General features: G+C 66.8%; 11 protein-coding genes. 2 read left to right on the top strand and 9 right to left on the bottom strand.

Annotated features, from left to right (window positions below):
• Nucleotides 1-46: 46 nt before the first annotated feature.
• Together AC4LGL_RS04545 and AC4LGL_RS04540 are read right to left on the bottom strand one after the other, a co-directional pair.
• Nucleotides 47-526: a DUF3558 domain-containing protein gene (locus tag AC4LGL_RS04545; RefSeq protein ID WP_491837824.1), complete on the bottom strand. Its 480-nt coding sequence runs from the start codon at nt 524-526 to the stop codon at nt 47-49.
• A gap of 54 nt (nt 527-580) precedes the next feature.
• Nucleotides 581-1,159: a DUF3558 domain-containing protein gene (locus AC4LGL_RS04540; RefSeq protein WP_491837823.1), complete on the bottom strand. Its 579-nt coding sequence runs from the start codon at nt 1,157-1,159 to the stop codon at nt 581-583.
• A 162-nt stretch (nt 1,160-1,321) separates the two neighbouring features.
• Between AC4LGL_RS04540 and AC4LGL_RS04535 the strand changes: the two genes are divergently transcribed.
• Together AC4LGL_RS04535 and AC4LGL_RS04530 are read left to right on the top strand one after the other, a co-directional pair.
• Nucleotides 1,322-1,669 carry a DUF3060 domain-containing protein gene (locus tag AC4LGL_RS04535; RefSeq protein ID WP_413784937.1) on the top strand — a complete coding sequence of 116 codons (348 nt, stop codon included), beginning with the start codon at nt 1,322-1,324 and terminating at the stop codon, nt 1,667-1,669.
• Between the two features lie 32 nt (nt 1,670-1,701).
• Entirely contained in the window at nt 1,702-2,118 is a 417-nt protein-coding gene (locus AC4LGL_RS04530) for a DUF3060 domain-containing protein (RefSeq protein ID WP_491837822.1), read from the top strand.
• On the opposite strand, the gene AC4LGL_RS04525 is transcribed toward AC4LGL_RS04530, so the two are convergent.
• The 7 genes from AC4LGL_RS04525 to AC4LGL_RS04495 all read right to left on the bottom strand — a co-directional run bounded on the left by AC4LGL_RS04525 (nt 2,115) and on the right by AC4LGL_RS04495 (nt 12,527).
• Nucleotides 2,115-2,882, bottom strand: coding sequence for a crotonase/enoyl-CoA hydratase family protein (locus AC4LGL_RS04525; RefSeq protein WP_491837821.1), 768 nt, complete (start codon nt 2,880-2,882; stop codon nt 2,115-2,117). The genes AC4LGL_RS04530 and AC4LGL_RS04525 overlap by 4 nt on opposite strands.
• Complete coding sequence (locus AC4LGL_RS04520) at nt 2,879-3,610, bottom strand: PaaX family transcriptional regulator C-terminal domain-containing protein (RefSeq protein ID WP_491837820.1); 732 nt, start codon at nt 3,608-3,610, stop codon at nt 2,879-2,881. Before AC4LGL_RS04520 ends, AC4LGL_RS04525 begins: the two co-directional genes overlap by 4 nt.
• A gap of 1 nt (nt 3,611) precedes the next feature.
• Nucleotides 3,612-4,526, bottom strand: coding sequence for a crotonase/enoyl-CoA hydratase family protein (locus AC4LGL_RS04515; protein WP_491837819.1), 915 nt, complete (start codon nt 4,524-4,526; stop codon nt 3,612-3,614).
• Complete coding sequence (locus tag AC4LGL_RS04510) at nt 4,523-6,151, bottom strand: acyl-CoA dehydrogenase family protein (protein ID WP_491837818.1); 1,629 nt, start codon at nt 6,149-6,151, stop codon at nt 4,523-4,525. The genes AC4LGL_RS04515 and AC4LGL_RS04510 overlap by 4 nt, the downstream gene beginning before the upstream one ends.
• Before the next feature lie 305 nt (nt 6,152-6,456).
• Nucleotides 6,457-7,581, bottom strand: coding sequence for a phosphatase PAP2 family protein (locus tag AC4LGL_RS04505; protein WP_491837817.1), 1,125 nt, complete (start codon nt 7,579-7,581; stop codon nt 6,457-6,459).
• 65 nt (nt 7,582-7,646) lie between these two features.
• Nucleotides 7,647-8,399, bottom strand: a complete 753-nt coding sequence (locus AC4LGL_RS04500) for a deoxyribonuclease IV (RefSeq protein WP_491837816.1) — start codon at nt 8,397-8,399, stop codon at nt 7,647-7,649.
• Nucleotides 8,400-8,573: 174 nt separating this feature from the next.
• A complete protein-coding gene (locus AC4LGL_RS04495; protein ID WP_064959285.1) occupies nt 8,574-12,527 on the bottom strand; it encodes a DNA-directed RNA polymerase subunit beta' in 3,954 nt (1,317 codons plus the stop codon).
• Nucleotides 12,528-12,545 lie beyond the last annotated feature (18 nt).

Genomic DNA, 12,545 nt, shown 5'->3' with positions numbered 1-12,545 from the left:
CACCGTTGGGGTCGCCGTGAAACTGTAGCCCCTCAGACAGCGCAGATCAGTTGACCCGGCCCTGACTGAGCCGGGCGAGTTTCTCGATGACCTGACACAGATCGGGCAGCGTGGCCGGATTCATCGTCTGGATCGACCACGTGATGACGTCTTCGCCTTTGGCCACGTAGATGCTGCACACATTTGCGTCGGCCGCCCGGAAGCCCTTGTTCCCGTCGATCGACAACTCGGTGAGCGTGCGTCCGGCCCGGGTCTCCAGCGTCCGTTCGGTATCCATGTCGCTGCCTCGGTACCACCACGTGGAGATCCCCATGCCGGCGCCGAACGTGCCCAGTACCGAGTTCTCCTGCCAGAAGCACCCGTTGTCACTGACCACGGCCTTGGTGAACATCGACGATCCGACGGCATCGGCGATGTCGGCGTCGGTGACCCCGTTGCAGTCCGCGCCATGGAAACCGCCGCCGGGAGCCGCAGGCCCGGGAGCCGGCGACGTGTCCGTCGGCCCGCACGCGGTCAGCAACGCCACTGCGGCTGCGAAGCCGGCCAGACACCTCACGGCGAGGCAGCGATGCGCCACGGGTCAGAGTTCCGATTGCAGGGTGGCCGAGAGCAGCTTCTTGGCGTCCTGGCAGGGGTCGCCCTTGGCAACCGGTCCGGCACTGCCCGCCCGACGGAACTGCACCCACCAACTGATGACGCCCGACCCGGCCGAGGCGGTCGCCGAGCAGGCCGCCCCGGTGACATCGCGGCGGGCGAGGAATGCCTGATGCCGCTCCACCACGGTGTCGGTGATCTCGGCATCGCGGCTGCGGGCCACCGCCCGCTCCCGATCCAGGGACCCTTGCTCGAACCAGGAGAAGATCACGTCGAGCATTGCCGGCCCGCCGGCGTTCGGCGTCCCGCCGGTTTTACGCGACAACACGTACTGGCACACCGCGCCGCTGTACGGGCGCACCACATTGTCGGCGGCAAGGATCTCCTGAACCGTGCTGTCGACCAACAGGCCGCACCGGTCGTCGACGTAGCCGAAACTGCGATCAGGATCGGCGGTATCGGCCGACGCGCGCTGGGCAGCCCCGTCGATGGTGTGCGAACACCCCGCGACGGTCACCACGGCTGTGACTGCCACGGCAGCAGCATGAACAACACACCGACGCATTGCTGAACACGGTACCCAGCACCGACACCGCACGCGACCTGTCGGCAACCGCCCGTCAAACTGACGAACACCTGCCGTCACCGCGACAGCGCAACGTACTCTTCTCGCAGCGCATCGGAAGGGGAACTCATCGTGAATTGGACAGCTGTGGGCCGGACAGTGATGGCTGGACTGGTCGCATTGCCGCTGGCGCTCACCGTCGGCGCGCCCGGCGCCGCAGCCAAGAACGGTGACACCACCGTCACCGGCCAGAGCCTCGAACAGACGATTGACTGCAACAACGCCACGCTGCTCGTCAACGGATCCAACAACCGGGTCAACGCCTTGGGCACCTGCTGGGCGATCACCGTTCAGGGCACGTCCAACGTGATCGTCGCCGACAACGTCATCAACGACATCACCGTGTACGGCTGGGACCAGACGGTGTTCTTCAAGAACGGCGACCCGATTATCGTCGACCGCGGCCGAGAACTGGCAATGGTCAACCAGATCAGCCGCGTCCCCGCCTGACGAAGCCCGAGGAAGAAAGCAGAGGCAGACCCGTGCTCACCCGTTTCCCCCACACCCGGCTGGTCCTCGCGGTCGGCGCCGCCGCGGCCGCGCTCACCCTGGCGGCCTGTGGATCCGAAAGCTCGGACACCGCCACCCCCAGCGCCACTGCGGGAGAGTCCGGGGTCAACGTCGAGGTCGGCAACACCATCAACTACATGTCGGTCGGCACCACGACCGACATCGACTGCGCCGACGGCAAATCCCTCACGGTGGGTGGCACCAACAACACGCTGACCGTCAAGGGCACCTGCGCGAACGTGAACATCGGCGGTTCCGACAACAAGATCACCTTCGAGCGGATCGACAAGGGGCTCACCATCATCGGGCTCAACAACACGGTCAGCTACGCAGCGGGCGACCCGAAGGTCACCAACACCGGCAGCAACAACAAGGTCAACAAGGGCTAGCTCGCGCTGGCGCCGTGCCGGCCGGCTCCCCCGGCGAACCGGCCGGCACCCTCGGCTGCCTCACTCGCGACCCGCTCGATGCTGGCGAATTCGAATTCCATTGCCGTCTGCTCGGATTCGCCCCACTGATGCAGTGCCGAGAGACGGTCGGCCCGCAGACATTGCTGTGGGAGCCGGGACAGCTCGGCAGCGAGCTCCTCGGCCGCCGCTCGGGCCTGCCCGGTCGGCACCACCCGGTTGGCCAGGCCGATCGCGTGGGCCTCGGCGGCATCGACAGCGCGTCCGGTCAGGATCAGGTCCATGGCGCGGCTCTGACCGATCAACCGGGGCAGCCGCACCGTCCCGCCGTCGATCAGCGGCACGCCCCAGCGACGGCAGAACACGCCCATCACCGCATCCTCGTCGACCACGCGCAGGTCACACCACAGGGCCAGCTCCAATCCGCCGGCCACGGCGTGGCCGCTGATCGCCGCGATCACCGGCTTGGACAACACCATCCGGCTCGGCCCCATCGGCCCAGGGCCGGTGCGGTGCAGCTGATTCATCTGCGGGGTACCGAAGGCCTTGAGATCTGCGCCGGCACAGAACGTTCCACCGGCACCCGTCAACACCGCGACCGCCGCGTCGCCGTCGGCATCGAACTGCTCGAATGCCTCGAACAGTGCCGCGGCGGTGGGGCCGTCGACCGCGTTTCGTGCGTGCGGCCGGTCGATGATGACCGTGGTCACCGCCCCGTTGCGTTCGACCCGGACAGCTTCGGTCACGTCGCCTCCATGAGTTCGTTCTGATCGCGCCGATCAACGAGTTCGGCAGCGAAGTCGTTGTAGGCCTTACGTAATTCAGTACCCGGCCAACTGCCCGGCAGCAGTTCGTCGGGCAGCACGGGGTCCGAGAGCAGGTGACGCACGATGCCCGCCGCCGCGACGAACCGTCCTGGAACGTCGGCCGCGGCGGCCATCTCGCCCAACAACTGCTCGCCGGTGTGCCGCCAGCCGGGAAGATCCCACAGCGCAGCGGCCAGACCGGCCGGATCGTCGTCCCGAGTGTGCAGGACCCGCACCCGGTCGGTGATCTCCGGTGGCAACGCCTGGTCGAGATTGTCCGGGCGCATCCACACGCCCTCGCGCAGTTCGCCGAACCGATACTGCTGCAAGGTGTTCCTCAGCGCGGCGCGGGTGCGGGCATCGGTACCGACGCTGGTGATGACCAGCGTCAGCCATTGACCGCCATACTCACGCAACCGCGGATCGATCGCGTCGTCCTGGCGGCGCTGACGGGTCAGCAGCCGGTCCGACAGCCGGTAGCCGTCCTCGGAGCGAACCAGGTCACCGGCACTGACCATGCGCGTCAGCGCCACCCGCAGCGTCGGCTCTTTGATGTCGAAATCGGCTGTCAGCCTGATCAGCTCGGCGGCACTCGCCCAGGCCGGATGCGCGCCGAGCAGCACGCTCAGCACCACCGAGCGAGCCGTCATCCGTTTGAGCGCGGGCATCTCAGACCCCGGAAGACCTGCGCCCGTAGTCACCCATCGGCTCGTCGCGGTGGCGCACGGCTTCACGGAAGCCGTGTTCAACGGCGTCGGCCACGAAGGCGTGTCCTTCGGGAGTGTGCCGGGCGATGCCGTCGAACACCGTACTCACCATTCGACTGGTGGTAACGCCCTGCTGCAGCAAGGCGGAGTTGCAGGCCAGCTTGGCCATGATGAGCTGGTTGACGGGCATCGCGGCGATGCGTGCGACGAGACGTTCGGTGCGCTCATCGAGGTCCTCCGGCTCGGGGGCCTCGACGGCCAGACCCCAGTCGGCGGCCTGCGCGCCGGTGATGCAATCCCCGGTGAACAGAAGGCGTTTGGCGCGTTGATCCCCCAGCCGGTGCGCCCACAGGCCGGCGGCCGGAACACCCCACACCCGCATGGGCGGGTAGCCGATCTTGGCGTCGGCGGCGGTGATCACCTGGTCGGCGTGCAGCGCGATGTCGGTGCCGCCGGCCACGCAGTAGCCGTGGATCTTGACCACGGTCGGCTTGTCGGCATGCATCAGGCTGGAGAAGCCGCGCACGAACCGGCTCATCATCTGGTAGTCCACCATCGGGTCCCAGGGTTGGTCCGGGAGGTGATTGATGGCCTGCGTTCTCCCGGACAGCACGGTCCCGTCGTAACGGCCGCCTCCGGCCTCGCCGGTTCCATCGGCGTAGGCCGACAGGTCGAACCCGGCGCAGAAACCCTCGCCGCGGCCCGAGACCAGGATGACGTGGACGCTCGGGTCGAGGTCAGCCCGCTCGACCAGCGTCTGCAGTTCCAGCGGGGTGTCGGCGACGATCGAGTTGCCCTTTTCGGGGCGGTTGAACGTGATTCGGGCGATTCGGTCGGTGACCTCGTAGGTCATCGTCTTGAGCGTCTCGACGCTCATCCCTTGACCAGCGCCCGCTCAAGGATCGGTGCAAGGTCGAGTCCGGTCGGCAGCGTGCCGAAGGCCTGACCCCACTGCCCGCCGAGGCGGCTGGCCAGGAAAGCCTCGGCCACCGCGGGGTGTCCGTGCCGCACCAGCAGCGCGCCCTGCAATGCCAGTGAGATGTCCTCGGCGACCTTGCGGCCCCGGTACTGGATGGTCTCGAGGTCGGCCAAATCGTTCTGCAGTGCGGTGACGTGGCGGTCCAGGCGCGGGTCCTGCCCGGCGGTCTTGGACAGTTCGTCGAAGAGCACGGCGACACTCTCCGGCCGGGTTGCCATGGCGCGCAACGTGTCCAGCGCGCTGACGTTGCCCGAGCCTTCCCAGATGCCCATCAGCGGGGCCTCGCGGTAAAGCCGCGGCATACCGGATTCCTCGACATAACCGTTTCCGCCGAGGCACTCCATCGCCTCGCCGGCGTGCGGGGTGGCCCGCTTGCACACCCAGTACTTGCCTGCCGCCAGGCCGATGCGGCGCAGCAGCGCTTCACGCTCATCACCTCGGACCGCCTTGTCGGTGGCGCCGGCCATCCGCATCGCCAGCATGGTCGCCGCCTCGGCCTCGACCGCCAGGTCCGCAAGGACGTTGCGCATCAACGGCTGATCGATCAGGTAGGCGCCGAACGCCTTTCGGTGCTGGGCGTGGTGGACGGCCCGGCTCAGGCCGGTGCGCATGCTCGTGGCACTGCCGAGGGTGCAGTCCAAACGGGTGAGGTTGACCATCTCGATGATGGTCGGCACGCCGCGGCCTTCCTCGCCCACCAGCCAGGCGGTGGCGCCGTCGTACTCGACCTCACTCGAGGCGTTGGCGTGATTGCCGAGCTTGTCCTTGAGCCGCTGCAGGAACATCCGGTTGCGGCTGCCGTCGGGCAGGATTCGCGGCAGGAAGAAGCAGCTCAGGCCGCCCGGCGCCTGCGCGAGCACGAGGAAGATGTCCCCCATCGGGGCCGAGGTGAACCATTTGTGCCCGCGCAGCGAGTAGGTACCGTCACCGTTCGGGGTGGCCTCGGTGGTGCCCGCGCGAACGTCGGAACCGCCCTGCTTCTCGGTCATCGACATGCCCGCGGTGATACCGGCTTTCGTCGTCGCGAGCTTCAGCTCGGGGTCGTACACCCGGCTGGTCAGCAGCGGCTCGTAGATGGCGGCCAGCTCGGGGTTGAACCGCAGGGCGGGCACGACGGCGTAGGTCATCGAGATCGGGCACATGTGCCCCGGTTCGACCGTCCACACCGAAGTCTTGGCGGCGCGCACCACGTGCGAGCCCTCACGCTCATCGGCCCACGGGGCGCCGTGCAGACCGTGAGTGACGGCCACGTTCATCAGCTCGTGATAGGCCGGGTCGTATTCGACCTCGTCGATCCGGTTGCCGTAGCGGTCGTGGGTGTGCAGCACCGGCTGGTTGCGGTCGGCGAGCTCACCCCAGCGCTGCGCCTGGACGCTTCCGTTGATCGCACCCAGTTCGTGGACCTCGTCGATGCCCCACTCCCCGCCTTCGCGGATGAGGGCCTCGGCGAGCACCGGTGAGGTGGCGGGGTTGTAGTCCTCCAGCGTGGGGACCTGATTGGTGACGACATGCGTATCAGCCATGCACCCAGTGTTACAAATTCTCGACAACTGCACAATAGTTGTAATAGGACGGCGGCACGCCCCGTCCGCCCCGGCCGACCGCCCCGGCACGCCCCGGCCGATCGCCCGTTGTCACGCTGGAGTGGCTCCTGACTCCGGGTGTCACCCCAGCGTGACGCTCGACGATTGGGCCGACGTGCCGGGCCGGAACGCGTCACTCCAGCGTGGCGCTCGAGGTCGACGGCCACGCCTGGCGTGACAGAACTGGCGCGACAGAACTGGCGTGACAAAACGGCCACCCCGGCCGAGCGCCCCTGGTCCGCGGATCAGGCCGGGTCGAGTTCTCCGACGACGGTCGGTACGTCCTCGTTGTCGCGGGGTTGTTGATCGCACTCCGCCGACCGTGCAGCCCGCCGCGCCTCGTACCGATTGAGCGCCAACAACACCACGGCCGCCAGGGTCCAGCCGAGCAGGATGTCGACCACGTAGTGCTCGGCGGTGTAGACGAGCGTGAAGGCCATGACCAGCGGATACGCCACCAACAACGGCCGCCATCCGCGGTTGACCCGGTTCCACAGGAACACCGCTACCGCCGCGGTCAGGCCGGCGTGCAGCGACGGGATGGCAGCGACGAGGTTCACGCTGGCCTGGCCCTGGTCGATCAATGCCGTCGCGGTGTGCAGGTGGAGCTTGCCCCAACCGCGGGTGACGATCCGTTCGATCCAGTCGTGCGCGCCGTCCTGACTGCCCTGCATGGCGCCGAGCAATCCTCCGTCGACGGCTTCGCGCGCCGATCGGAACATGCACCCGGGACCCGACGGGCCGCCGTCGACGTCGTCGGCGCTGCATCTCGCCGCGGCCCACGGCGGCGCGGCAGGCAACAGCGCATAGATGACCAACGCCGCAAACGACAGTCCGACGAACAACCGCACGAACCGCTTCCACTCCTCGCGGTCACGCAGCCACAGCACACCCGCCACCACGTAGGGAAGGATGAAGAACGACATGTAGACCGTGCTGATCACGACTTCCCACCACGGCGGGTGGAGCATTTTCAGCCGCTCCTGTAGCCACACGGTGGGCACCGTGCCGAAGAACATCCACCGATCCGCGTCGACCTGCCAGTGCCACAACGTCGGCCGGCCGACCAGCGTGGCCGCCCCGCGGCTCAGGTCATAAGCGGCCAGTACCAGCGCGAATGGCAGCCAGTCGCGGATGACGTAGAGCATCCGTCGCCCCTGCCCGATACTCGCGGCCAGCAGGCCGGTCGCGATGTAGAGCAGCAACAGTTCACGGTTGAAGGCGAAGCCGTCGGTGACGGTGCGGTAGATGACGACAGCCGCCCACGCCGTGATCGCGCAGTACCGCAGAATGCGCAGCCGACTGGCACGGGTGGCAGCACCCCATTGCGCGGGAGCTTCTTCGGTCACCGAATCATCTACCGCGGTCACAGAGGTGACGTTAGTTCACCATTGCGTCACGGTGCCGTTGAAAACGGTTCAGGTCGCCGAACGTGTCAGCCGGCGTGCTCGCGGAGAAATGCGATGTCGTCCTTGCGTCCCTCTGCTGCGGTCTCACAGATCACGGGCGCATCGGCGGCCTTGACCACTGCCGCCAGCAACTGCGGATCGATCTGCCCGGCACCGAAATTGGCGTGACGGTCAGCACCCGAACCGGCTGCATCGCGCGAATCATTGCAGTGCACGAGGTCGATGCGTCCGGTGATGGCCTTGATCCGGTCTACCGCGTCGATCAACGCCTCCCCCGCCGCCCACGCATGGCAGGTGTCGAGACAGAAGCCAATTCCTTTGTCCCCGACGCGATCCCACAACCGGCTGATCGTGTCGAAATGCCGCGCCATGGCGTGATCCCCGCCGGCGGTGTTCTCCAGGTACACCGGCACATCGGTGTTCAGCGCGTCGAGGGCCTTGACCCAGCGCTCGAACCCGGCGTCCATGTCGTTGTCATCAGCGTGGCCGCCGTGCACGATCACCGCGGTCGCGCCGATCTCGGCGGCGGCGTCGCACGTGTCCTGCAGGATCTTGCGGGACGGGATCCGCACCCGGTTGTTGGCCGAGGCCACGTTGATCAGGTACGGGGCGTGCACGTACAGCGGCACCGTCGAGGCCTTGAGTACCTCGGCGTCCTCACGGGGCTTGGGCTTCTTCCAGCTCTGCGGGTTGCCGAGGAAGAACTGCACCACGTCGGCGCCGTCTGCGGCGGCCGCGGCCAATGGGTCGGTGTTGTCTACATGCGAGCCGATGAGCACGTCGCCAAGTCTAGGCGGCCACCCAGACACACACTTCCTCCGCCGAGTGGCCACCTATTGCACCAGAGATGCCCGTGCACGTGCGACAAGTGGCCACTCGCAGCGGTCGGCGCACGAAAAAGGCCCCCGCTCGAAAGCGGGGGCCCTTCTCGTACTGACAACTAGCGGTCGGCCTTACCGATAGTCGCTGTATCCGTAATCGTCCAGCGGCACCGCAGCACCGGTGGCCGCACCGAAGTCCGGGCTGTAGTACTGATCCTCGTAGGACGGGATCGTGTACGCCGCAGCGCGGGCCTCTTCGGTCGGCTGCACCTGGATGTCGCGGTAACGGGCGATACCGGTACCGGCCGGGATCAACTTACCGATGATCACGTTCTCCTTCAGACCCTGCAGCTTGTCGCTACGGCAGTTGATCGCCGCATCGGTAAGCACGCGAGTGGTCTCCTGGAACGACGCCGCCGACAGCCACGAATCCGTGGCCAGCGATGCCTTGGTGATACCCATCAGCACCGGACGTCCGGCTGCGGGCTCGCCGCCCTCGGCCACGACGCGACGGTTCGCGGTCTCGAACTCGGCACGCTCGGTCAGCGAACCGGGCAGGAACTCCGTCGCACCCGAATCGATGATCGTGACGCGACGCAGCATCTGCCGGACGATGACCTCGATGTGCTTGTCGTGGATCGACACGCCCTGGGCCCGGTAGACCTCCTGGACCTCCTTGACGAGGTGGATCTGCACCTCGCGGGGGCCCTGGACGCGCAGCACCTCGTGCGGATCCGCGGAGCCTTCCATCAGCTGGTCGCCGACCTCGACGTGGTCACCGTCGGACAGCACGCCTTCGGAGCCGTCCTCGTGGGTGAGCACACGCAGGCGCTGACGCTTGGAGAGCTTCTCGTAGACAACTTCCTCGCCGCCATCGTCGGGAACGATGGTGATCTTGAAGAACTTGTCGCTCTCCTCCAGCCGGACCCGGCCCGCGACGTCGGCGATGGGCGCCTTGTTCCGCGGAATACGGGCCTCGAACAGCTCCTGCACGCGAGGCAGACCACCGACGATGTCGGCGCCACCGGTAACACCACCTTGGTGGAAGGTACGCATGGTCAGCTGGGTACCGGGCTCACCGATGGACTGGGCGGCGACGATACCGACGGCCTCGCCGATGTCGACCAGCTTGCCGGTGGCCATCGAGCGGCCGTAGCACTTGGCACACACACCGGAGGCCGAGGCACAGGTCAGCACGGAGCGGACCTTCACCTGGGCGACACCGGCAGCCAGCAGCGCGTCGATGGCCGGGTCACCCAGGTCATGGCCGCGCTCGATGACGACGTTGCCCTTGTCATCGACTGCATCGGTGGCCAGGGTGCGGGCGAACGCCGAGGTCTCGACGTGCGCATCGCGGATCAGCGAACCATCGGGACCGCGCTCGGCCAGCGTGACGACGATGCCGCGCTCGGTCTCGCAATCGGTCTCGCGGACGATGACGTCCTGCGACACGTCCACCAGACGACGGGTCAGGTAACCCGAGTCGGCGGTACGTAGAGCGGTGTCGGCCAGACCCTTACGAGCACCGTGGGTGTTGATGAAGTACTCCAACACCGTCAGGCCCTCACGGAACGAGGACTTGATCGGGCGAGGGATGAACTCACCCTTCGGGTTGGTCACCAGACCCTTCATGCCGGCCAGGGTGCGGGTCTGGGTGAGGTTACCCGTGGCGCCGGACTTCACGATCGTGATGATCGGGTTGTCGGCCGGGTAGTACTCCTCCATCGCCTTACCGACCTCTTCGGTGGCGTCCTGCCAGATCTTGACCAACGACTCGTTGCGCTCGTTGTGGTTCAGCGCGCCGCGCTGGTACTTGCGCTCGATCGCCTCGGCCTCGGCCTCGTGCCGCTCCAGGATCTCCTGCTTCTGCGGCGGCACCAGAACGTCGGCCATCGAGACCGTGACACCCGAACGGGTGGCCCAGTGGAAGCCGGCGTCCTTGAGCTTGTCGACGGTCTGCGCCACCACGATCATCGGGAAGCGCTCGGCCAGATCGTTGATGATCCGGGCCTGGACCTTCTTGTGCATCTGCTCGTTGACGAACGGGTAGCCCTTGGGCAGCAGCTCGTTGAAGAGCACCCGGCCCAGCGTGGTCTCCGCGGTCCAGGCGTCGCCCGGCTTCCAGCCATTCTCGAACAGCTCGGCCTCGACGGCGGCCGGCGGACGCTGCTGCGTCAACCGCACCTTGATCTTGGCGCGCACCGACAGAGCACCGCGGTCCAACGCCATGATCGCCTCGGCGGGCGAGCTGTACACGCCCTGCTCCGCACGATCCTTGGCAGCGGCCACGTACTCGCCGGCGTCGCCGGCGACCTCGGTGGTCAGGAAGTACAGACCGGTCACCATGTCCAGACGCGGCATGGCCAGCGGCTTACCCGACGCCGGGGACAGGATGTTGTTCGAGGACAGCATCAGGATGCGTGCCTCGGCCTGCGCCTCTGCCGACAGCGGCAGGTGCACGGCCATCTGGTCACCGTCGAAGTCGGCGTTGAACGCCTCACACACCAGCGGGTGCAGCTGGATGGCCTTGCCTTCCACCAGCTGCGGCTCGAAGGCCTGGATACCCAGGCGGTGCAGCGTAGGTGCACGGTTCAGCAGCACCGGGTGCTCGGCGATGACCTCTTCGAGGACATCCCACACCTGGGGACGCTGACGTTCCACCATGCGCTTGGCGCTCTTGATGTTCTGCGCGTGGTTCAGGTCGACCAGACGCTTCATCACGAACGGCTTGAACAGCTCCAGGGCCATCAGCTTGGGCAGACCGCACTGGTGCAGCTTGAGCTGCGGACCGACCACGATGACCGAACGGCCCGAGTAGTCGACACGCTTACCGAGCAGGTTCTGACGGAAGCGGCCCTGCTTGCCCTTGAGCAGATCGGACAGCGACTTGAGCGGACGGTTGCCCGGGCCGGTGACCGGCCGGCCACGACGGCCGTTGTCGAACAGCGCGTCGACCGACTCCTGAAGCATGCGCTTCTCGTTGTTGACGATGATCTCGGGCGCGCCGAGGTCGATCAGTCGCTTGAGCCGGTTGTTGCGGTTGATCACGCGGCGGTACAGGTCGTTCAGGTCGGAGGTGGCGAAACGGCCACCGTCGAGCTGAACCATCGGACGCAGCTCCGGCGGGATCACCGGCACCGCGTCGAGCACCATGCCCAGCGGGGAGTTACCCGACTGCTGGAAGGCCGCGACAACCTTCAGACGCTTGAGGGCGCGCAGCTTCTTCTGGCCCTTGCCGTTCTTGATCGTGTCGCGCAGCGACTCGGCCTCGGCCTCGATGTCGAAGGTCTCGATGAGCTTCTTGATCGACTCCGCGCCCATGGCGCCGGTGAAGTACTCGCCGTAGCGGTCCTGCAGCTCGCGGTACAGAACCTCGTCCACGATGAGCTGTTTGGGGGCCAGCTTGGTGAAGGTGGTCCAGATCTCGTCGAGCCGGTCCAGCTCACGCTGGGCCCGGTCGCGGAGCTGACGCATCTCACGCTCGCCGCCGTCGCGCACCTTGCGGCGCACGTCGGACTTGGCACCCTCGGCCTCGAGCTCGGCCAGGTCGGCCTCGAGCTTCTGGGCCCGAGCCTCCAGGTCGGCGTCGCGCTGATCCTCGACGGCCTTGCGCTCGACGGCCATCTCGGCCTCGAGCGTGGACAGCTCGTTGTGGCGCATCTCGTCGTCGACGGCGGTGATCACGTAGGCCGCGAAGTAGATGATCTTTTCCAGATCCTTCGGGGCCAGGTCGAGCAGGTAGCCCAACCGGGACGGAACACCCTTGAAGTACCAGATGTGCGTGACGGGTGCGGCCAGCTCGATGTGGCCCATCCGCTCACGACGCACCTTGGCACGGGTCACCTCGACGCCGCAGCGCTCACAGATGATGCCCTTGAACCGGACGCGCTTGTACTTACCGCAGTAGCACTCCCAGTCGCGAGTCGGTCCGAAGATCTTCTCGCAGAACAGGCCGTCCTTCTCAGGCTTCAGCGTGCGGTAGTTGATGGTCTCCGGCTTCTTGACCTCGCCGAAGGACCAGTTACGGATGTCGTCCGCGGTGGCGAGGCCGATGCGGAGTTCATCGAAGAAGTTGACGTCTAGCACGTAACTCCCTTTCCCCTT

The organism is Mycolicibacterium arcueilense (assembly GCF_058536225.1).
Note: the sequence above shows the minus strand (reverse complement) of the source record. Positions and strands in the feature narration are given on the sequence as shown.

What these genes read in the sequence shown, in the direction of transcription:
- AC4LGL_RS04540 (WP_491837823.1), bottom strand. Translation starts at nt 1,159, where the DNA reads ATGCGTCGGTGTGTTGTTCATGCTGCTGCCGTGGCAGTCACAGCCGTG.
- AC4LGL_RS04535 (WP_413784937.1), top strand. Translation starts at nt 1,322, where the DNA reads ATGGCTGGACTGGTCGCATTGCCGCTGGCGCTCACCGTCGGCGCGCCC.
- AC4LGL_RS04520 (WP_491837820.1), bottom strand. Translation starts at nt 3,610, where the DNA reads ATGCCCGCGCTCAAACGGATGACGGCTCGCTCGGTGGTGCTGAGCGTG.
- AC4LGL_RS04515 (WP_491837819.1), bottom strand. Translation starts at nt 4,526, where the DNA reads ATGAGCGTCGAGACGCTCAAGACGATGACCTACGAGGTCACCGACCGA.
- AC4LGL_RS04510 (WP_491837818.1), bottom strand. Translation starts at nt 6,151, where the DNA reads ATGGCTGATACGCATGTCGTCACCAATCAGGTCCCCACGCTGGAGGAC.